At 58.5% G+C, this 20280-nt stretch carries 19 protein-coding genes; 17 read left to right on the forward strand and 2 right to left on the reverse strand.

Annotation, left to right across the window (positions count from 1 at the left end; genetic code table 11):
- Positions 1–21 precede the first annotated feature (21 nt).
- A complete protein-coding gene (locus DXH95_RS10855; RefSeq protein ID WP_115549573.1) occupies positions 22–387 on the forward strand; it encodes a response regulator in 366 nt (121 codons plus the stop codon).
- Positions 387–2444: a protein-disulfide reductase DsbD family protein gene (locus tag DXH95_RS10860; RefSeq protein ID WP_115549574.1), complete on the forward strand. Its 2058-nt coding sequence runs from the start codon at positions 387–389 to the stop codon at positions 2442–2444. The genes DXH95_RS10855 and DXH95_RS10860 overlap by 1 nt, the downstream gene beginning before the upstream one ends.
- Before the next feature lie 90 nt (positions 2445–2534).
- Here DXH95_RS10860 and DXH95_RS10865 read toward each other — a convergent pair whose 3' ends face one another.
- A complete protein-coding gene (locus tag DXH95_RS10865; protein WP_115549575.1) occupies positions 2535–2900 on the reverse strand; it encodes a hypothetical protein in 366 nt (121 codons plus the stop codon).
- A gap of 225 nt (positions 2901–3125) precedes the next feature.
- Between DXH95_RS10865 and DXH95_RS10870 the strand changes: the two genes are divergently transcribed.
- The 6 genes from DXH95_RS10870 to DXH95_RS10895 all read left to right on the forward strand — a co-directional run bounded on the left by DXH95_RS10870 (position 3126) and on the right by DXH95_RS10895 (position 8326).
- Positions 3126–4187: a COX15/CtaA family protein gene (locus tag DXH95_RS10870; protein WP_115549576.1), complete on the forward strand. Its 1062-nt coding sequence runs from the start codon at positions 3126–3128 to the stop codon at positions 4185–4187.
- Positions 4180–4500, forward strand: coding sequence for a divalent-cation tolerance protein CutA (gene cutA / locus DXH95_RS10875; RefSeq protein ID WP_115549577.1), 321 nt, complete (start codon positions 4180–4182; stop codon positions 4498–4500). Before DXH95_RS10870 ends, cutA begins: the two co-directional genes overlap by 8 nt.
- Before the next feature lie 135 nt (positions 4501–4635).
- On the forward strand, positions 4636–5115 hold the full coding sequence (rplM, locus tag DXH95_RS10880; protein ID WP_115549578.1) for a 50S ribosomal protein L13: 480 nt from the start codon (positions 4636–4638) through the stop codon (positions 5113–5115).
- Entirely contained in the window at positions 5115–5606 is a 492-nt protein-coding gene (rpsI, locus tag DXH95_RS10885) for a 30S ribosomal protein S9 (RefSeq protein WP_115549579.1), read from the forward strand. Before rplM ends, rpsI begins: the two co-directional genes overlap by 1 nt.
- 85 nt (positions 5607–5691) lie before the next feature.
- The gene (locus DXH95_RS10890; protein WP_181883650.1) at positions 5692–6606 is read left to right on the forward strand and encodes an alpha/beta hydrolase; all 915 of its coding nucleotides are present in this window, start codon (positions 5692–5694) and stop codon (positions 6604–6606) included.
- 76 nt (positions 6607–6682) lie between these two features.
- The gene (locus DXH95_RS10895) at positions 6683–8326 is read left to right on the forward strand and encodes a methyl-accepting chemotaxis protein (protein ID WP_115549581.1); all 1644 of its coding nucleotides are present in this window, start codon (positions 6683–6685) and stop codon (positions 8324–8326) included.
- 2 nt (positions 8327–8328) lie between these two features.
- Here the strand turns inward: DXH95_RS10895 and DXH95_RS10900 are convergent, their stop codons facing one another.
- The gene (locus DXH95_RS10900; protein ID WP_115549582.1) at positions 8329–9780 is read right to left on the reverse strand and encodes a hypothetical protein; all 1452 of its coding nucleotides are present in this window, start codon (positions 9778–9780) and stop codon (positions 8329–8331) included.
- Between the two features lie 129 nt (positions 9781–9909).
- Here DXH95_RS10900 and DXH95_RS10905 point away from each other — a divergent pair, with 129 nt between their 5' ends.
- From DXH95_RS10905 to DXH95_RS10945, 9 genes are all read left to right on the forward strand, one after another.
- On the forward strand, positions 9910–10914 hold the full coding sequence (locus DXH95_RS10905) for a D-alanine--D-alanine ligase family protein (protein WP_115549583.1): 1005 nt from the start codon (positions 9910–9912) through the stop codon (positions 10912–10914).
- Positions 10915–11005: 91 nt separating this feature from the next.
- A complete protein-coding gene (locus DXH95_RS10910) occupies positions 11006–11785 on the forward strand; it encodes a succinate dehydrogenase iron-sulfur subunit (protein WP_115549584.1) in 780 nt (259 codons plus the stop codon).
- Entirely contained in the window at positions 11782–12279 is a 498-nt protein-coding gene (locus DXH95_RS10915; protein WP_115549585.1) for a PaaI family thioesterase, read from the forward strand. Before DXH95_RS10910 ends, DXH95_RS10915 begins: the two co-directional genes overlap by 4 nt.
- Positions 12276–13388, forward strand: coding sequence for a cell division protein ZapE (gene zapE, locus DXH95_RS10920; protein ID WP_115549586.1), 1113 nt, complete (start codon positions 12276–12278; stop codon positions 13386–13388). The genes DXH95_RS10915 and zapE overlap by 4 nt, the downstream gene beginning before the upstream one ends.
- 21 nt (positions 13389–13409) lie before the next feature.
- On the forward strand, positions 13410–14798 hold the full coding sequence (locus DXH95_RS10925; RefSeq protein WP_115549587.1) for a M20/M25/M40 family metallo-hydrolase: 1389 nt from the start codon (positions 13410–13412) through the stop codon (positions 14796–14798).
- 200 nt (positions 14799–14998) lie between these two features.
- Positions 14999–15961 (forward strand): malate dehydrogenase, encoded by a 963-nt coding sequence (gene mdh, locus DXH95_RS10930; RefSeq protein ID WP_115549588.1) that lies wholly within the window; start codon positions 14999–15001, stop codon positions 15959–15961.
- Positions 15962–15983: 22 nt separating this feature from the next.
- Positions 15984–16529, forward strand: a complete 546-nt coding sequence (locus tag DXH95_RS10935; RefSeq protein ID WP_147291727.1) for a hypothetical protein — start codon at positions 15984–15986, stop codon at positions 16527–16529.
- Positions 16530–17414 (forward strand): succinate--CoA ligase subunit alpha, encoded by an 885-nt coding sequence (gene sucD / locus DXH95_RS10940; protein WP_115549590.1) that lies wholly within the window; start codon positions 16530–16532, stop codon positions 17412–17414. It abuts the gene before it with no gap.
- A gap of 43 nt (positions 17415–17457) precedes the next feature.
- Positions 17458–20268 carry a 2-oxoglutarate dehydrogenase E1 component gene (locus DXH95_RS10945; protein WP_115549591.1) on the forward strand — a complete coding sequence of 937 codons (2811 nt, stop codon included), beginning with the start codon at positions 17458–17460 and terminating at the stop codon, positions 20266–20268.
- Positions 20269–20280: the final 12 nt, after the last annotated feature.

Here is a 20280-nt window from a genome sequence, read left to right on the forward strand (position 1 = left end):
GCCAATGCTAAAGGGAATGTTGTGGGCAAAAAGGTTCTGATCGTCGAAGACAATGAGCTGAACCTCAAACTGTTCACCGACCTGCTGCGCGCGAGCCAGTACGAGGTTGAAGGACTGCGTGACGGCCGCGACGCCTTTGCGCGGATGCGCGAATTTGCGCCCGACCTTGTGATCATGGATATCCAGATGCCGCACATTAGCGGGCTCGAGCTGATCGAAGCGATGCAAAGCGAGGCTGACCTGAAGCTTATCCCCGTTCTGGCGGTGACCGCCTATGCCGGCAAGGGCGACGAAGAGCGCATACTGGGCGCAGGCGCGCGCGCCTATCTTTCCAAACCGGTCGGGATGGTGCCCTTTCTTGGTGCCGTAAAGGCGATTACCGGTTGATGCCTGCCCTGATCCGTTGGCTGCTACTGTGCCTTGCGCTGCTGGCCGCGCAAGCGTCGATCGCGCAGGAACTGAATGTTCCCGGCAGGTTGGTGGCCGAAACCGAAACGCCGAAACCGGGAAGCAATGTCACCCTCGCTTTCGTTTTTGAACCCAAGCCAGGCTGGCATGGCTATTGGGAAAATCCCGGCGATGCGGGGCTTGGGCTGCAACTCGAATGGAATCTTCCTGCAGGGGTCAGTGCAGGCAAGCTGCACTTTCCTGTGCCGAAACCGCTACTGATCGGCGGGTTGATGAACCATGTTTATGAAGCGCCACATGCAGTGCTGGTTGATCTTAGCATCCCGAGCACAGCCCAATTGGGCGACTCTTTGCCGATAGAGGTTGCAGCCAACTGGCTCGCCTGCACCGATAAAATTTGTGTGCCTCAGCAGGGTCGTTTCACATTGCGGCTCAAAGTTGGCGACGGCGTGGTCGATCGGGCGAGCCGCACACAGTTCGATCAATGGCGCGCGGCTATACCGGTGCCACTCGATCAACCAGCGCGCTATGCCATTGACGGCAAGAACTATCTTATCGCCATACCCTATCCGGAAAGCGCCCCACTCGACCGGCCTTATTTCTTTGCCTTGACCGCAGATCGAGTCCGCTACGCAGCCCCGCAAACCGCACGACGGATCGGCAACTGGCTGGTGATTGAGACAGAAGCGCAAGGTCAAGCCGGTCCAGCTGAAGGACTTTTGCGCATAGGGAATGAACAGGGTTTACTGATAAGCTCGGTTGCGGGAAACATTCCCGCAGGCGGCTTAGACGTTCCGACGCTGGGCGCGACTGACAAGCTAGCGCTCTCGGCGCCCCAACTTCCCGGCTTGCCCTGGCTGTTGCTCGGCGCACTGCTTGGCGGGATGCTTCTCAACCTGATGCCCTGCGTTTTCCCGATACTTGGCCTCAAGGCGCTCGCAATGGCAAAAGCCGGGGGTGAGGAAAGCGAAGCACGTCGCGATGCGCTTGCCTACACGGCAGGTGTGGGCGCAAGCTGCCTGGCGTTGGGCGCGATCATGCTATCGCTCCGCGCGGCGGGCGAAGAAATTGGCTGGGCCTTCCAGCTGCAGGAACCGATTGTCGTCCTCGGCCTGTTGCTTCTGATGGTTGCGATAACTGCGAACCTTGCGGGCCTGTTTGAGCTGAACGGTGTGGCTATAGGGGACGGTCTGACCCGTAGCGCCGGCCTCTCAGGCTCTTTCTGGACCGGTGTGTTAGCGGCTGTGGTCGCGACGCCGTGCACCGGACCATTTATGGCGGCAGCAATGGGTGCGGCGATCCTGTTACCAGCATCGGAAGCCATGTTGCTATTTACAGCACTTGGGTTCGGGATAGCCGCGCCCTTTCTGCTGATTGCCTATGTCCCGCCTGTCCGGCGTTTGTTGCCAGGACCCGGAGCCTGGTTGAGTCGGTTTCGTATGATCATGGCTATACCCATGGGGCTGACTGCCCTCGCCCTGCTGTGGCTTATGTGGCGTCTGTCCGACCAAAACGGTTTGCTGGTCGGGATCGCTTCGCTGTTGGCGATGCTGGTGGTGATTGCTGGCTATCGCTGGGCTCAGTTCCGCTTGCGTCTTGCCCCGCTCATTCTGCTTTTGGGGGGTGCCGCAATTTTGCTTGCGGCTACACGATGTCTGCCGGACGCGGATAGAACTTCTTCTGGTAAAGAGACTGCCTTTCCGGGCGCTGTCACATTTGATGCAGACCGGTTGTCGGGTTTGCGCAACGCCGGCAAACCCGTCTTCCTCTACTTTACCGCCGATTGGTGTGTGACTTGCAAGGTCAATGAGGCCGCAGCCATCAATCGCGAAGAGACGGTCCGGTTGTTCAGGAAAAAAAGCATCCAAGTGATGGTGGGCGATTTCACGCGCCGCGATCCGGCTATAGCACGCTTTCTCGCCGACCGCGGGCGGTCGGGCGTACCGCTTTATCTGTTCTATCCGGCACAGGGGGAGCCGCGCGAACTGCCCCAGCTGCTGACTCCTGCAACGATTGCGGACGCAATAGCGGAGTGAGGGGTTTGGGAGCAGGCCGTTGTTGAGGAGTTGCCTTGCACGCAAGGCAAACCGGCCTGCCCCCGCCCCATATCCGACGGTTTTGCGACCCTAAACGGACTCGTCGGAAATTTCGATTTGTTTGACCCGATTCGCGCCGATCACGGTGATCCCACGGATGCCCGTGATGCCCGCCAGCGGTACCGAGCGCTCAAATTCGAGCGCAGTATCACTATCGGTCACGTCATTGGCTGGGGCCGGGATTGTAACCGCCGCCACTTCGATATCCCAATAATCGGGGCGCCCGTAATAATAGCGCGGCGCCAGTTTCACTTCGAAACCGGGCCCGGGAAGCTTGCCGCTCACCCAAAGATACAGCGAATCCTGAAAGGGGACGCGCCGCAACTCGGCACGTTCGAAATCGATGATCTGTCCGTTGGACGCGCCTGAAAGCGAGCTGCCAGCGATGCCGCTCATAAATCACTCCAAAGAAAGCGAAATTGCAAACGCCACCGCGAAATTATTCAACATTTAGGCGTTATTTAATTGCGTATATGGCATATATTATGCCTTTTGGCTACCAAAAGGTGCGGAAAACGCGGCTCTTCCCGCGTAAGACGCTGTGTGAAAGGTGAAAAATTTGCAACTGCATGTGCACAGCGCAGACTTGCGTTGCAGCCGCCACACCATCATATCGCCGCCATGCTTTCAGTCGATCCTATTGTCGCTCGAACAACTGCCACCCCCCAAAAATTGGCCAACTGGTTGATGTCCGTAGCCTTTCTGGTGTTTCTGATGGTGATCGTCGGTGGCATTACACGCCTGACCGAATCGGGACTGTCGATTACCGAATGGAAACCGGTGACCGGGGCACTACCGCCGCTGAACGAGGCGCAATGGATTTCGGAGTTTGAGAAGTATAAAAGAATTCCAGAATATCTGGAAATCAACGGCCCTGCCGGAATGACGCTGGCCGAATTCAAGTTCATCTATTTCTGGGAATGGGTGCACCGGCTGTTGGGGCGGGTGATCGGCCTTGCCTTTGCGCTGCCGCTGGCATGGTACTGGATCAAGCGCCAGATCCCCACAGGCTATCACGCCCGTTTTTTGGCGCTGCTCGCACTGGGCGGACTGCAGGGAACCATTGGCTGGTGGATGGTGTCGTCAGGATTAAGCGCGCGGACCGATGTCAGCCACTACCGCCTCGCCGTGCACCTGCTGACCGCTTTGTTCATCATGGGCGGCCTGATCTGGACGGCGCTTGATTTGAAGGCACAGGCCGCTCGGCCAGCCACTGGCAATGCGCGGCTCGCCGGTTTTTCGCTGATTGTATTAGTTATCCTGTTTATCCAGCTGCTGTTCGGCGCCTGGGTTGCGGGGTTGAATGCAGGCTATGTTTCGAACAGCTGGCCGCTGATGAATGGGAAGTTCTATCCCGAGGGGGTCGACTGTTCCAATGGCCTTTGGTTCGCACTCACGCATGATCCATTCCTGACCCATTTCATCCACCGATGGTGGGCGTGGATCGCCGTCGGGGCCCTTATTCTAATGGCACGACGGCTGAAACACATCGGAGCGCAGCCGGTATCTATTGCGATCCATTCAGCATTTGGCACACAGATTTTGTTAGGAATCGCCACGGTAATGACCGGGATGAACATCATATTGGCGGTCCTGCATCAGGCGGTCGGCGCGATTGTCGTTGCCACCACCGTCTGGGGTGCTCACCGCCTTTCGGTTCAACAGGGTGGTAGGAATGAATGAAATTGTCATGGTCTATTCGCTTTTCCCGAGCGCTGGCGAAGCACATGATGCCTGTCGCAAGCTGCTCGACGAACGGCTGATTGCGTGCGCAAACCGTCTTTCTCCTGCAATCTCCCATTATAGCTGGGATGGCGACATCGAAACCAGCGAAGAGCATCCGGTGATTTTCAAGACGACCGCAGACATGGCCGAGCGCACGATCGAACGGATCGCTCAACTACACAGCTATAAGACACCAGCCATCTTGTCTTGGCCGGTCGACAAGGTGAGCATGCCTTTCTTGCAATGGGTGCAGACACAATGTACCGACTAGGGTATTATTTTACCCGCCTCGAAACACCCGCATTTGCTTGACTATTCATGGCTGCCGCGCCAATAGCGCCCGTCCGCTGATGAGGAATCGATTCTCTTCAGCACCCCATCCCTATCGGAGGTTCGAACAGCAGCCATGAAAACGCTGTCCAAAGTCACGAAGTCGATCCGCCCGCAGGACGTCCAGAAGGATTGGCATATTATTGATGCCGACGGTCTGGTTGTCGGTCGCGTCGCGTCGATTATCGCCAACATCCTGCGCGGCAAGCACAAGCCGAGCTTCACCCCGCACGTCGATTGCGGTGACCATGTCATTGTCATCAACGCCGACAAGGTAAGGTTCACCGGCAAGAAACTGGGCGACAAGGTTTATTATCGCCACACCGGTTATGCCGGCGGCATCAAGGGCGTTACCGCTGCCAAGGTTCTCGAAGGCCGTTTCCCAGAGCGCGTGCTCGAAAAGGCTGTCGAGCGCATGGTTCCGCGCGGCCCGCTGGGTCGTCAGCAGATGCGTGCCCTGCACCTCTACAACGGTACCGAACACCCACATGACGGCCAGCAGCCCAAGGTGCTCGATATCGCTTCCATGAATCGCAAGAACAAGGTGGGTGCATAATGTCCGACACCGCTAATTCTCTCTCCGATCTCGAAACGCTGGGTGCTGAAACCGTGGCTCCTGCCGCGCCTGCCGCGACTTTGCGTGAGAAAATCATAGACGCACAGGGCCGCAGCTATGCAACCGGCCGTCGTAAGGACGCTGTTGCCCGCGTCTGGCTGAAGCCCGGCACCGGCAAGATCGTGGTCAATGGCCGCGACCAGACTGTTTATTTCGCACGTCCGACTTTGCGTCTTGTCATCAACCAGCCGTTCGACATCACGGACCGCGTTGGCCAGTATGACATCATCGCTACCGTCAAGGGCGGCGGTCTTTCGGGCCAGGCCGGTGCAGTCAAGCATGGTATCGCCCAGGCATTGACCCGTTTCGAACCTGCGCTGCGCAGCGCGGTCAAGGCAGAAGGCTTCCTCACCCGCGACAGCCGTGCGGTCGAGCGTAAGAAATACGGCAAGGCTAAGGCACGCAAGAGCTTCCAGTTCTCGAAGCGTTAATCGCTACTGCGTCCTTGCAGGGTTTCGAAAGGGCGGCCTTCGGGTCGCCCTTTTTCTTTTGGGAATGCACCGCTACAGTCACCGCATGGGGAAAATCCTACTTGCGGTTCTGTTGCTCGCGGTGCTCGCCTTTGGCATCTGGTTCTACCGACTGGGCGGGCCTGCACAGCTGGATCTTGCCGACCGCTGGTATTGGGGCAAAGGCGATTCTGCGCAGCCAATGGTCGAAACCGATATTGCCTATGGATCAGGCGACGATCCGCGTCAGCGTTATGATGTCTACCATCCGGCAAACGCGGATGGAATGGAATCGGACTGCGAAGGGCGCCGGTATCCTACGCTGATTTTCTTTCACGGTGGCTCTTGGCGGGATGGCGACAAGAACAGCTATGCCTTTGTCGGGCGTGCCTTTGCCGAGCAAGGCTTTTATGTCGTGGTCGCTGACTATCGCAAAAGCCCGCAATGGCGATTCCCCAGTTTTGTGGAGGATGCGGCACGCGTTATCGCCGATGTTCACCGCAATCCGGGCCGCTGCGCCGACCCATCGCGCCTTTACCTGATCGGGCACAGCGCGGGTGCACACATCGCCATGCTGGCGACCCTAGATCGCAAATGGTTGAGGGCGGAGGGACTGGACCCGTCAATATTGGCTGGCGTCATCGGGCTGGCAGGGCCTTATGATTTCTATCCCTTTACCAGCGATGCCGCAAGGATCGCGCTAGGACAATGGCCGAAGCCGAACGACACCCAACCCATCCAATTCGCGCGAGGAGATGCCCCGCCGCTGCTATTGCTGACTGGCGATGCCGATACGACAGTCAAGCCACGGAATAGTGAAAGGCTGATGGCCAAAGTCGAATCGTTACGCGGTGTTGTCGTGAAGAAACTCTATCCCGGAATTGGGCATAGCGGGATTATCATGGCGATCTCTAGACCATTCCGGAGCTTGGCACCTGTCGTCAAAGACGTAGTTGATTTCACCCAAACAGGAAACATATAGTCGCCCGTTCATAGTTAACATCTGCTTTACACATTGCTGCGATAGAATGTCGCAGAACTGGGTGTGAGGCGCTTTCATGGTGCAATTCGGCAATTTCCGCGATCTGTTTGCAATCTTGCTCGATCTGAAAGGCGAGGTGCAAATGCTGCGTCGCAGCGCGAGCGGCGAAAATCGTAACATTTTGCAGGCGCAGCTGCAGGCCGCTGTCGGTGCCAATGTCGCCATCATGCTGACCGCCGTTCTGTTCTATATTGGAACCGGAGCCCTGATGCTGTCGGTGACGACCCCCTATTTCGCCATCGTGGGTGCACCGATGGTGTTGCTGTCGCAGTTCCTGATTTTCCGCCTGCATGTGGCGTTGAAGGTCTATAATCCCGATACAGACGAAGACAGCCTGCGACTGCTCAAGCTGCGCAACCGCTTTGTCGAATATGTTGCCATCGGTTCGGTCGCTTGGGCGGGGCTTATCTGTGATCTTTGGACCATTCCCGGAACGATCAATCATGTATTGGCGGGGATCACCGCCTTTGGCTTGATCGGCGTTGGCGCGCTGACCTTTTTGTGCCTGCCCCGATCCATGTTCGCTTGGCTGCTGATCGTGACTGCAGGCGGGGTGATGGGCCCCTTGCTGTCGGACGAACAACTGCCGTGGTATTTCTATGTCGCCACGGCAATTTACGGCTTCGCGCTGCACCGCGTCGCAATGCGGCAATGGCGGTCATTCCTGTCCTCCATCGACGATGCGCATGCCTTTGCCCATGCCCGAGCCGACTTTTACGAACAGGAACAGCAGCGCCGGATCGAAATAGAGGCCGAACGCAAAAGATCTGAATCACTTGAAGCCGAAGCCCGCGCCAAAGCCGACGCGCAGCGCCAGGCGGAAATGGACCAGTTGGCAGTAGAATTCGAAAGGTCTGTGGTTATGACAGTCGACGCCATCGGTAATGCGATCGAATCAGTGGGTGAATCCGCTCAACAGCTCGTACAAATCGGCGCGCAGACCCGAACCCGAGCAGACTCAATGGCAGTTATGGCTGAAAATATGAGCGTCGCCATTCAGATGGTCGCAGGTGCAGCCCGGCAATTGGGCGATGCCACCCATGCGATCTCTGATCAGATCAGCGATCAGGTCGATGCGGCAACCGCAGCCACTGGCAGTAGCCGTGACGGCAGCACTGCCATCGATGCCTTGGCCCGCGATGCCGACAAGGTCGGTGAAATTGCTGCCATCATTGAGGATGTCGCCAGCCGGACCAACCTTCTCGCCCTCAATGCGACCATCGAAGCTGCGCGTGCGGGTGAGGCTGGGCGTGGCTTTGCCGTCGTTGCGCAAGAGGTGAAATCGCTCGCCAACCAGACGCATCAGGCCATCGCCTCGGTCACCGGCACGGTCGAAAATATCCGCAATCAGATGGCATCGACCGCGCAAACGGTTGAGTCAGTGGTCGACAAGATTGATCGCGTCCAACAGGGTGCGGGCAATATCGCCGTTGCCATCACCCAGCAGCAAGCGGCCACCCGCGAAATCGGTGACAATGCAGAGCATGCCGCGCGCGATGCCGAAGAAGTGCGCACGCAAAGCCGCGAAGTGAATCAAGACGCCCTGCGCGTTGGCGAAGTGGCCGATGAAATGCATCAGGTCATGCGTGAAATGGAGTCGCGCGCGCAAACCTTGCGTGATGCAAGTGCCGCATTCTTGCAGCGACTGCGAACCGCCTGATTCTAATCCAGACGGGGCTGGAGCGCGCCCGCAATCCGGTCCATCGAACTTTGCAGCCAGGCGGCCATTTCGGCATCGCCTAAGCCATCTAGGCGAACGACCTGTGGCATCGACAGGCCAACGCGCAGAGTCGCGCCCCAGCGCCCGTCGGGCAGCTTGACGCAGCGCACCGGTTGGCCAAGACGCACTCCGTCGGAGGTCATCGCCTTGTGGATTGCAACCGCGCTGTCAAAGTCGAGCGTACGGCTGACTGCTCCATTCTCGTTGTGGCAAAGATCAAGCGTCACCAGCGTCTGCATCTCGATGGGGTGTTGTATCTCTTCGTCGGCATCCTCGGCAGGGGTGGCAGCCACCTTGCGCGCGCGCAACTGATCAGCCAGCGCTCCGGCCGCCTGATTGAATGCAGACACGACCCGGGTTACCCGATTGATGCTCAATTTCTGAAACCGCTCCAGCTCAAACAGTGAGGCCGAAAGCCGGAGCGCCAGCCCTGCATTGCCACTGTCAGGAAGAGCCTCTGCGCCCGCCCACCCAGTTGGCACTTCTGCGCGACGGAACACCGTTGCCATCCCCGAAGCAAGCCGTGCGGCTGCGTTTACGGCACCTGCGGGCAGCAAAGCAAAACCGCTGAACGGCGGGCCACCCATGAACTTAGATCCGGTAAGGAAAACGATAATGCCGCGCGCTAGATAATCATGGATCGCCTGCGTCGTGATCCGCGCCTGACAGGCATCGACGACGAAGGCGACATCGCCTGCAAAGCGTGCTTTCAATCGATCGATGTCGTCGAGGTGCGGCAGCACCAGGCCGGTTTTCGAGCCGTGAACCACATGGACAAGCGGAAAACGACCATCGGCCAGCGCGTTGGCGATTGCCATTTCCATGTGGCCAACCAAAGTCTCGCTGTCGAAGGCCTCGCCCTCCGGATTGCGTACCGGAAAGTCGCCCATCTCAATTGGCGGAAAGCCAGCTATGCTGTCGCCCGGCTTGACCCCATTAACCAGCGCGGTTTCATTGGCGAAGTAGCGTCCGGCGGCGCTGTGGATACAGCCCGAACCGACCTCGTCGGCACCAAGCAACAGGTTGGCAATGCCATTGGGCTTGCGATCCGCAACAGCTAGCAACGCAACATATTCAAGATCGGTGCCCGAAGGCGCGAAGAAAATATCGGCTCCCTCTGGGAGGCTGTACGCCGCCGATATCCGAACACGCATCTTATCCAGATAAGAGGCATAAGCATCGCCAGCTTCGAGCGCGCCTGCGCCTTCAGCAAACTCGGTCTCCAGGAAGGCCATGGCATCGGCGCTTAGATCGTTCGCGGTCGAGGACGCAAAAGACAGGACATCGCGCGGATAGGGGGCGCTGTGATAGCGGTTCAGCGCGGTGGCTGGATCGAGCACGATGCGCGCGTCGCCGCCTCTGGTCATCCAGTCGGCCAGTTCGGAAATATTCATAAGCGCGTAACTGGCCCTTTGTTTCCCTTGATGGCCCCGGCGTATAGCCGCCGCACCGCAATTAGGAAATTGCGAAATTCGGCAAAGCGACTATGAGCGGCGGCAAATTTGAAAGCCGAAGGACGACTTATGGCAAACCCCACACGCCTTACCGCCGATGCCCGCAAAAATCTGCGCATCCTTTTCATCGCCAAGCATGCGCTGGGTGATGGCAGCCTGCACGGCACCGATGGCAATCACTCGCCCTATCATTATGAGATGAAGACGATCCTCACCGGGCTTTTCGAAAAATTGAGCGTGGCCAACAATTATGAAACGCTCTTTACCGATCCGGGCGTCGATTTCGTCTGGCCAATGCTCAATCGCGGCGGCTTCTTCAATTCGGAGATGCTGTGCCCGTTGCTCTGCGAGCGCCTCGGCGTTCCCTATCTCGGCGCCAATCCGATCCTGCGCGGACTGGCTGACGACAAGCACCTCACCAAGCTGGAAGGCAAGGCACGCGGCGTTCCGACTTGCGACTGGGCTGTCTACCGCGCGGGCGCGCCTGTCGAGGAAGCCCGCTGCCCGAAAGGCAACCGTTTCGTGATCAAGCCCAATAACAGCTCGGCCAGTTGGGGCATTGGTGACGCGCATGATTGGGAAGGCGTCAAGGAGGCTGTGCTGCGCATCCATGCCGAGGGCCATGATGCCATTGTCGAACCGTTCATGAATGGCAGCGATGTCGAGGTGCCGGTCATCACCAAGGACGACGCCCCCTTCGTGATGCCGCCGATGCTGTTCAAGCAGAATGACCCGTCGCACCTGCGCACCCACGCCGAAAAGCGCGATCTTGTAGAGCGCGAGCATAAATATACGCTGGTGCCGTTCGAAGGCGATGAAGCCTGGGAAAAGATCAAGGCGATGACGCTGACGCTCGCGGAGATTTTCCGGCCGTTTGATTTTGGTCGCTTCGAATTCCGCTTCAACGAGGCGACGGGCGAGATCAATCTTCTCGAGGTCAACCTGCAATGCAACCTCTGGTCGGAAAAGGTCTATGGCCGCTCTGCGGTGCTGATGGGCTGGAAACAGGAAGACCTGATCGAAACCATCGTCGCCGAAAGCCTCATCCGTCGCGGTTTGATGCCTAGGATATAAACCCGCATTCAACTGCGCGGTTAAAAATTGCATTTGCTTGGGGGTGCCCGCTTGGTTAGGGCGTTCACAGATTCAGTATCGGGATAGAAACATGGCCGAATTTACTTTGCCCAAGAACAGCAAGGTCCAGAAGGGCAAGACCCACGCAGCAACCAGCAATGGCACAGCGCGCAAATTCAAGGTCTATCGCTACGATCCCGACAGCGGCGAAAATCCCCGTTATGACACGTTCGAGATCGATACTGACAATTGCGGCCCGATGGTGCTCGACGCACTGATCAAGATGAAGTCGGAGCAGGACAGCTCGCTCACCTTCCGCCGCTCTTGCCGCGAAGGCATTTGCGGTTCTTGTGCGATGAACATGAACGGCAAAAACGGCCTCGCCTGCACCACCGCGATTGAAGATTGCAAGGGCGACGTCACCATCACTCCGTTGCCGCATATGGAAGTGGTCAAGGATCTGGTTCCCGACCTCACGCATTTCTACGCGCAATATGCCTCGATCAAACCCTGGCTGCAGACCGTAACCCCGACCCCTTCGGGCAAGGAACGACTGCAATCGCCCGAAGATCGCGCCAAGCTTGATGGGCTTTACGAATGCATCCTGTGTGCCTGCTGCTCGACCAGCTGCCCGTCTTACTGGTGGAACAGCGACAAGTTCCTCGGCCCCGCAATCCTTTTGCAAGCCTATCGCTGGCTCGCCGACAGCCGCGACGAAATGACTGGCGAACGTCTGGATGATCTGGAAGATCCGTTCCGCCTTTATCGCTGCCACACGATCATGAACTGCGCCAATGCCTGCCCCAAGGGCCTGAACCCGGCCAAGGCGATTGCCGAAACCAAGAAGCTGATGGCGGAGCGCCAGATTTGAACGACGGCATAGAGGCGCCGCTTCCAGCCGGACATTTTGACGCGCAGGCGCAGGACGGCGGCTGGCTCAGCTGGAATCTGAACGACAAGACCCGGTTCAACGCCTTTATAGAGCCTTTGGCTGTTCGGCCAGAGGCGCCCCTACCCGATGGCCGCCCACGCGCACGCATCCGGATGCACCCGACGCGCAAACACAGCAATCTGGGCGATAATGTCCATGGCGCAGTTACGCTGGCGCTGATTGATGTGTCGCTGTTTGCTGCCGCCCATCAATTCGGTTCATTGAACGCGGGTTTTTCAGTGACATTGGATCTGGGCACACAATTTATCGGCGGGGGCAGGCTGAACGAACCGCTCGACGCGGTCGTGGAACAGGTACGCGAAACCGGTCGCCTCATCTTCCTGCGTGGCATGGTGGTGCAGGGGCCGAATGACGAACATATCGTCGCTTCTTTCTCCGGAACAATCCGCAAGGCGTCCCAAGACAAGAGATGACCGGACTGCTCGCTGCCTATCAAGCATTGGTCGCGGCGGACGAACTCAAGCCGGATACCGATCAGGCACGGGCTGCCGCCAAATTGGCAGATATTCAGCAGCAGCTAGAAGCCGTTCCCCCGCGCGGCAGCACCTTGTGGCGCTTCCTCGGAAAAAAGCCTGATCCGGTGCGGGGGCTCTATCTTTGGGGCGGGGTCGGACGCGGCAAATCAATGCTGATGGACCTGTTTTTTGACCAAGTTCAGGTGAACCGCAAACGGCGTGCGCATTTCCACGAATTCATGCTCGATATCCATGCCCGACTGAAGGTTGAGCGCGAGAAGGAAAAGGGCGACCCGATTCCGCCTGTGGTTGCCGCACTCGCCGACGAAGCACGATTGCTTTGCTTTGACGAAATGGTGGTCAACAATATGGCCGACGCCGCCATCATGTCGCGGCTGTTCGCCGGACTGTTCGACGCGGGCGTCACGGTCATCACAACATCGAACCGCCACCCCGACGATTTGTACAAGGATGGTCTCAATCGCCAGCTTTTCTTGCCTTTTATCAAATTGGTGAAGGAGCGGCTTGACGTCATGGCGCTCGATGGGCCGACCGATTATCGCCGCGACAGGCTGGGGAAGGCACGGACCTGGCTAGTACCCAATGGACCCGAAGCGACCAAAGAACTGTCGGAGACATTCTTCCATCTTACTGACTATCCGCCCGAAGACAGGGCGCATGTGCCGTCGACCGATATCGATGTTGGTACGGGACGGACGATGCATGTGCCCAAGGCGCTGAAAGGTGTCGCGGTTTTCTCGTTCAAACGGCTGTGTGCGGAGGCACGCGGCGCCGCCGACTATCTGGCAATCGCGCGCCGGTTCCACAGCGTCATCATTGTCGGCATTCCGGTACTCGGGCCGCACAACCGCAACGAAGCTGCCCGCTTTGTCACGCTGATTGACGCCCTGTATGAATATCGGGTCAAACTGCTCGCGGCGGCCGATGCGGCACCGGATGCGCTTTACCCGGAAGGTGATGGCAGGTTTGAATTTGAACGCACAGTATCACGACTGATGGAAATGCAGTCCGAAGAATATCTGGCCGAAGGGCATGGGTCGCGTTAGGCTGACACAAGGGAGAGTCTTATGAGAAAGAGTGTTTCAGCGATGGCAGCGGCTTTACTGGCCTGCGTGGCATCGCAGGCAATCGCTGCAGAAAGACCAAACCGTCAGGCGGAACGCGATCTGTTTGCCAAGATTGTTGAAATCCCGACCGTCGAAGGACGAACCGCCGAGTTCAAGAAACTTACAGCACTGCTTACGGCCGAGTTCCGCAAGGCTGGTATCACCAATGTCGTCGTCAAAGATCATGACGGAACGCAAACGCTGATCGCGCGCTGGTCGGCAGCCAAACCGAGCGGCAAAAAGCCGATCCTTCTGATGGCACATATGGATGTGGTTGAAGCGAAGGACAGCGATTGGAAAAATCCACCCTTCAAATTCCGCGAGGAAGGCGGCTGGTATCTCGGGCGCGGCGCCAATGATAACAAAGCGGGGCTGACCGGCATATTGATTGCGCTGCAATATCTGAAGGCCGAAGGCTTTCAACCGACACGCGACCTTATTGTACTCTTTACCGGCGACGAGGAAACCACTGGCAATGGCGCAAGGCGGGCAGCAACCGAATGGCGCTCACTTATCGATGCCGAATATGGTCTCAACAGCGATGCGGGCGGCGGTTCGGTTTACAAAGACGGGCGCCCTGAGTTGTTCGCGATGCAGATCGCCGAGAAGACCTATGCCGATTTCAAGCTGACCGCGACCAATCGGGGCGGGCATAGCAGTGCGCCGCGCCAAGACAATGCCATCTACGCGTTGTCGAATGCGCTGTCCGCGCTCGAAGCGCATCGCTTTCCGCCGATGATCAACGATGCGACCCGTGCCGGCTTTTCCTTGCTCGCCGAGAAGGACGGCGGGCAATATGGCGAACTGATCAAACGCTACCTCGCCGATCCCACAGACCGGGAGACGGCGGATCTGGTGGAGGCCAATGATCCAGGAAGCACGCGCACCCGTTGTGTCGCGACGATGCTGTCGGGGGGGCATGCGCCCAATGCTTTGCCCCAAAAGGCCGAAGCAAATGTCAACTGCCGTATCTTCCCGGGCGTGAAGGTGGAGGAGGTAAGGCAGCAATTGCAGGCGCTGGCTGGCCCCGATGTGGCAGTTGCGGCGGTCGAAGGATCGCAAACTCCCGAAACCGCACCCACCCCGATCCGGCAAGACGTGCTCGATGCCTATAAGGCCGCAGTTGCGACGCGCTTCAAGGGCGCGCCCGTTGTTCCCTATCAGTCGGCAGGGGCCACCGATGGGGCGTTCCTTCGGGCCAATGGGATACCGGTATACGGTTTTGGCGGGTTGTGGGGCATCGTGGGCGAGCGCGAAGGCGCGCACGGGCTTGACGAGCGTGTTTATGCCGACGGGTTTCACGACCAGATACCGATCTGGATGGACATGCTGAAGCGCGTAGCGGGCTGAAAATATACAAAGTCGACACCAAGGAGCGTGCCGGCCATACTTCTTATGGCTATTGCGAACTAATATCAAAAAAAGCATTAACTTAGGCCTTTTATAGGGTTGCCGTAAGGTTCGAATCGGCCTAACGCGCCCTTAATTCCCTTAACGGCACGTCCCGTGCGGATGGCGCGTGCCTCAGGCCCAAAGGAAGGACATTGATAATGGCCCGCAAGAAGATCGCGCTTATCGGCGCAGGCAATATTGGCGGTACGCTCGCCCACCTCGCTGCTCAAAAGGAACTCGGCGACATCGTCTTGTTTGACGTAGTTGAAGGCGTGCCCCAGGGCAAAGCGCTAGACCTTTCGCAGTGCGGGCCAATCGAGGGCTTTGACGCCAAAATCACTGGATCGAACGACTATAAGGATATCGCGGGCGCAGACGTCATCATCGTCACCGCCGGTGTAGCGCGTAAGCCGGGCATGAGCCGTGACGATTTGCTCGGCATCAACCTGGAGGTCATGAAAGCAGTCGGCGAAGGCATCAAAAACAATGCCCCCAACGCTTTTGTCATTTGCATCACCAACCCGCTCGATGCGATGGTCTGGGCCTTGCGCGAATTTTCGGGTCTGCCGCATAACCGCGTAGTCGGCATGGCAGGCGTGCTCGATTCGGGCCGCTTCAGCCATTTCCTGGCCGAGGAGTTCAACGTCTCAGCGCGCGACGTTACCACCTTCGTGCTTGGCGGCCATGGCGACACGATGGTGCCTGTGGTGCAATATTCGACCGTTGCGGGCATTCCTGTTCCCGACCTGATCAAGATGGGCAAATCAACGCAGGAGCGCATCGACGCCATCGTAAAGCGCACTCGCGGCGGCGGCGGCGAAATCGTAGCGCTGCTCGGCACCGGTTCAGCCTATTATGCGCCCGCGACCAGCGGCATTGCGATGGCCGAAGCCTATCTGTTCGACCAGAAGCGCCTGCTGCCCTGCGCCGCCTATGTGGATGGCAAATATGGCCTTGATGGCCTATATGTCGGCGTCCCCTGCATCATTGGTGCCGACGGCATTGAGGAGATAGTCGAAATCGCGCTCGACGACGAAGCCAAGGGCAATCTGCAGGTCAGCGTCGATGCGGTGAAGGAACTGCTTGTCGCCTGCAAGAATATCGATCCCACACTGCAATAAGGTGCTGGGCGCGGCGCTCCTGATGCTGGCGGCACCCGCCGCCAGCCAGCCTTATCCGGCTACAGAGGTGCTCGATGCCTTTCGGGCAGCCTGCGCAAATACGCGCAAGTTCGAAAAGCTCGAAAAACAGCTGCCGAAAAAGGGCTGGGAGGCTTTGCCTGCAGGAGGCGAACCGCGCATCGCGCAGTTGGTATCCAAGGGCAAGGCAGCGCTCGAGGATGGCGAGAGACTGGACGGCCATGAATATCGCAAGTCGGTTGCGGGCCGGCAACTCTATCTGGTCACCAGCCGGGTGACTGACAAGAGCGGTATCTGGGCAAGCGGATGTCGCCTGTATGATTTTGAGGCCGGTGCCCCGATAGCGGATGCGGATTTGAACAAATGGATGACGCGTGAGCCGACCCATAAGGAAGATCTGCCTAATGGTGGCGTAATCCGCAAATGGGAGCCGGGCTGGCGCAGCGGTGTTAGCGTGGATGTAGATTTCGCCGGACATGGCGGTGAGTTCAACGAAAAATTTGGTTTGGCGGGCGTCGTGATGATCGCCTCTTCGATTGGAGGATTTTGAATGTCGATTTTAATCAACAAGAATACAAAGGTCATCACCCAAGGTATGACGGGCGCGACCGGCCTGTTCCACACCGAAGCGGCGCTTGCCTATGGCACGCAGATGGTCGCAGGCGTCACCCCCGGCAAGGGCGGTGAAACGGCTCTTGGCCTCCCCATCTATGATACCGTCGCCGAAGCCAAGGCTTTGACCGGTGCGACTGCCAGCTGCATCTATGTTCCGCCGCCATTTGCAGCCGACTCGATCCTGGAGGCGATCGACGCCGAGATGGAACTGATCGTCTGCATCACCGAAGGCATTCCGGTGCTCGACATGGTCAAGGTGAAGCGCGCGCTTTCCGGTTCCAAATCGCGCCTGATCGGCCCGAACTGCCCGGGCGTTCTCACCCCCGATGAATGCAAGATCGGCATCATGCCGGGCAGCATCTTCAAAAAGGGATCGGTCGGCGTCGTCTCGCGTTCGGGTACGCTGACTTATGAAGCCGTGTTCCAGACCACCAATGAAGGCTTAGGCCAGACCACGGCTGTCGGCATTGGCGGCGATCCGGTCAATGGCACCAACTTCATCGACGTGCTTGAGCTGTTCCTTGCTGACGAAGAAACCAAGTCGATCATCATGATCGGTGAAATCGGCGGCGACGCCGAGGAGCAGGCCGCACAGTTCCTGATCGACGAAGCGAAGAAGGGCCGCAAGAAGCCGATGGCCGGCTTCATCGCCGGGCGCACAGCGCCTCCGGGCCGTCGCATGGGCCACGCCGGTGCAATCGTTTCGGGCGGCAAGGGTGATGCTGAATCGAAGATCGCTGCGATGGAAGCTGCAGGTATCCGCGTGGCCGCTTCTCCCAGCGAACTTGGCACCACGCTCGTCGAGGCGCTGAAAGGCTAAAATAGGGACGGCATTTTCCTCCTCCCCGGGAAAGGCAAGACCAATGGGTTTTGAAAATCACGAATTTGAAGCGGAGCGCGGCCCCAGCTGGCAGCGCCCCAACTGGCGCTTCGGCGAAACCGACGAGCTGACCGGCGCACTTGACCCCACGCAGATGGCGGTCGAGATCAAGGCGGCTGCAAAGGCGGCGGGCAAACCGATGGCGCAGGGCGATGCTGTGGCCGCCGCGGGCGATTCGATTCGCGCGATGATGCTGGTGCGCACTTATCGTGTGCGCGGACATCTTGCGGCCAATCTTGATCCCCTTGGTCTTTCCAAACAGGAAATCCCGGCGGACCTTGACCCTGCCTATCACGGCTTCACAGAGGCTGATCTGGACCGTCAGGTCTATGTCGGCGGCACGCTGGGCTTTGAATGGGTCAGCATGCGCGAGCTCGTCGCCACGTTGCGCGCCAATTATTGCGGGCCGGTCGGCCTTGAATATATGCACATCGCCGATGTCGAGGAACGCCGCTTCCTGCAGGAACGCCTCGAAGGCCGCGATGCCGCGATCAGCTTCACCCCCGAAGGCAAGAAAGCCATATTGGGCAAGGTGATCGAGGCCGAGCAGTACGAAAAATTCCTCGCCAAAAAATATGTCGGCACCAAGCGCTTCGGCCTTGATGGCGGAGAGGCGATGATCCCGGCGCTCGAAGCGATCATCAAATATGGCGGCCATCTGGGCGTGCGCGAAATCGTCTATGGCATGCCGCATCGCGGCCGCCTGAACGTGCTCGCCAATGTGATGGCCAAACCCTATCGAATCATCTTCCACGAATTTTCGGGTGGCTCGGCCAACCCCGAAGATGTCGGCGGGTCCGGCGACGTGAAATACCATCTCGGTACCTCGACCGACCGTGAGTTTGACGGCGTCAAAGTCCATATGTCGCTGGTCCCCAACCCCTCACACCTCGAGGCGGTAAACCCGGTTGTGCTCGGCAAGGTCCGCGCCAACCAGACGATCCGCGACGACCTCAGCAAGCATGAGCAAGTGCTTCCCGTGCTGTTGCACGGCGATGCCGCCTTTGCCGGCCAGGGCATCGTCTGGGAATGCCTCGGCTTTTCCGGCATCCGCGGGTATAATACCGGCGGCTGCATCCATTTCATCGTCAACAACCAGGTCGGCTTCACCACCAGCCCGCAATTTGCGCGCTCTTCACCCTATCCGAGCGACGTCGCCAAGGGCGTGCAGGCACCAATTTTCCACGTCAATGGTGACGATCCGGAGGCCGTGACCTTTGCCTGCAAGATGGCGATCGAATTCAGGCAGACTTTCCACCGCGACGTTGTGATCGACATGTGGTGCTATCGCCGCTTCGGCCATAATGAAGGCGATGAGCCCGGCTTCACCCAGCCACTGATGTACAAGGTGATCAAGGGCAAACCGGGCGTGAGCGAAGTCTATGCAGCACGGCTGCAGGCTGAAGGCGTGATCGACGCCAATTGGGCTGCTGAACACACCATGCGCTTCACCCAGATCCTCGAACAGGAATTTGAAGCAGGCCAGACCTACAAGGCCAATGATGCTGACTGGTTCGGCGGACGTTGGGCTGGCTTCAACAAGCCTGCCGATCCGGAAACGTCGCGGCGCAACGTGCCCACCGGCATTTCCAAGAAACTGATGGACGGTCTTGGCCGCATCCTGACCAATGTTCCCGAAGGCCATAGCATCCACCCGACACTGGGCCGCGTGCTGGAGGCCAAGAAAAACATGTTCGCCAGCGGCGAAAATTTCGACTGGGCGACGGGTGAGGCTCTTGCCTTCGGATCGCTGCTTTCCGAAGGTTTTGGCGTGCGCTTGTCGGGTCAGGATTCGGGTCGCGGCACATTCAGCCAGCGCCACGCCGTCTGGGTCGACCAGACCAATGAAGCCAAATATATACCGCTGTCGACCGTCCCGCATGGCCGGTTCGAAGTCTATGATAGCCCGCTCTCCGAATTCGGTGTGCTCGGCTATGAATATGGCTTTGCGGGAGCCGATCCCAAGACGCTGGTGATGTGGGAAGGCCAGTTTGGCGATTTCGTCAACGGCGCGCAGACCATTATCGACCAGTTTATTGCCTCGGGCGAATCCAAATGGCTGCGTGCAAATGGCCTCGTCATGCTGTTGCCGCATGGCTTTGAGGGTCAGGGGCCGGAGCATAGCTCGGCACGCCTCGAACGCTTCCTGCAACTGTGCGCCGAGGACAATATCCAGGTCGCCAACTGCACCACACCGGCCAATTTCTTCCACCTTCTGCGTCGCCAGATGCACCGTACTTTCCGCAAGCCGCTTGTCGTCATGACGCCAAAATCGCTGCTGCGGCACAAGCTTGCGGTCTCAAAAGCCGAGGATTTCCAAGGCGAAAGCCATTTCATGCGAATCCTTTCGGACCCATGGGCGCCGGCAGACAAGGATGTGAAACGGCTCGTGCTCTGCACGGGCAAGGTCGCCTATGATTTGATGGAGGCGCGCAACGCAGCGGGCGATTCCAACACCGCAATCGTCCGGCTTGAGCAACTTTATCCCTTCCCGGGTGAGCCGCTGATTGTCCGCCTAAAGCGTATGACGAACCTCGAAGAGGTCGTCTGGGCGCAGGAAGAACCGCAAAACAACGGCAGTTGGTTCTTTGTCGAACCCTTCATCGAAGCCTGTCTGGCTGAGGCCAAGGTTGGTCCGGCACGCGCCCGCTATGCTGGTCGCAAGGCAAGTGCATCGCCAGCTACGGGCCTTATGAAGCGCCACCAGGCCGAGCAAGCGGCGCTGATCGCGCACGCACTCGGCCACGGCGTCCGCGACGAAATCCGCCGCCAGCGCACTTCTAAAAAGAAATAATCTCCGCCCAAG

Source organism: Sphingorhabdus pulchriflava (genome assembly GCF_003367235.1).
GTDB classification, from domain to species: Bacteria; Pseudomonadota; Alphaproteobacteria; order Sphingomonadales; family Sphingomonadaceae; genus Sphingorhabdus_B; species Sphingorhabdus_B pulchriflava.

Bases quoted from the DNA above. Each gene is read 5' to 3' on its own strand.
- DXH95_RS10860 (WP_115549574.1), top strand. From the start codon at position 387: ATGCCTGCCCTGATCCGTTGGCTGCTACTGTGCCTTGCGCTGCTGGCC.
- DXH95_RS10865 (WP_115549575.1), bottom strand. From the start codon at position 2,900: ATGAGCGGCATCGCTGGCAGCTCGCTTTCAGGCGCGTCCAACGGACAG.
- DXH95_RS10870 (WP_115549576.1), top strand. From the start codon at position 3,126: ATGCTTTCAGTCGATCCTATTGTCGCTCGAACAACTGCCACCCCCCAA.
- cutA (WP_115549577.1), top strand. From the start codon at position 4,180: ATGAATGAAATTGTCATGGTCTATTCGCTTTTCCCGAGCGCTGGCGAA.
- rplM (WP_115549578.1), top strand. From the start codon at position 4,636: ATGAAAACGCTGTCCAAAGTCACGAAGTCGATCCGCCCGCAGGACGTC.
- rpsI (WP_115549579.1), top strand. From the start codon at position 5,115: ATGTCCGACACCGCTAATTCTCTCTCCGATCTCGAAACGCTGGGTGCT.
- DXH95_RS10890 (WP_181883650.1), top strand. From the start codon at position 5,692: ATGGGGAAAATCCTACTTGCGGTTCTGTTGCTCGCGGTGCTCGCCTTT.
- DXH95_RS10895 (WP_115549581.1), top strand. From the start codon at position 6,683: ATGGTGCAATTCGGCAATTTCCGCGATCTGTTTGCAATCTTGCTCGAT.
- DXH95_RS10900 (WP_115549582.1), bottom strand. From the start codon at position 9,780: ATGAATATTTCCGAACTGGCCGACTGGATGACCAGAGGCGGCGACGCG.
- DXH95_RS10905 (WP_115549583.1), top strand. From the start codon at position 9,910: ATGGCAAACCCCACACGCCTTACCGCCGATGCCCGCAAAAATCTGCGC.
- DXH95_RS10910 (WP_115549584.1), top strand. From the start codon at position 11,006: ATGGCCGAATTTACTTTGCCCAAGAACAGCAAGGTCCAGAAGGGCAAG.
- zapE (WP_115549586.1), top strand. From the start codon at position 12,276: ATGACCGGACTGCTCGCTGCCTATCAAGCATTGGTCGCGGCGGACGAA.
- DXH95_RS10925 (WP_115549587.1), top strand. From the start codon at position 13,410: ATGAGAAAGAGTGTTTCAGCGATGGCAGCGGCTTTACTGGCCTGCGTG.
- mdh (WP_115549588.1), top strand. From the start codon at position 14,999: ATGGCCCGCAAGAAGATCGCGCTTATCGGCGCAGGCAATATTGGCGGT.
- DXH95_RS10935 (WP_147291727.1), top strand. From the start codon at position 15,984: ATGCTGGCGGCACCCGCCGCCAGCCAGCCTTATCCGGCTACAGAGGTG.
- sucD (WP_115549590.1), top strand. From the start codon at position 16,530: ATGTCGATTTTAATCAACAAGAATACAAAGGTCATCACCCAAGGTATG.
- DXH95_RS10945 (WP_115549591.1), top strand. From the start codon at position 17,458: ATGGGTTTTGAAAATCACGAATTTGAAGCGGAGCGCGGCCCCAGCTGG.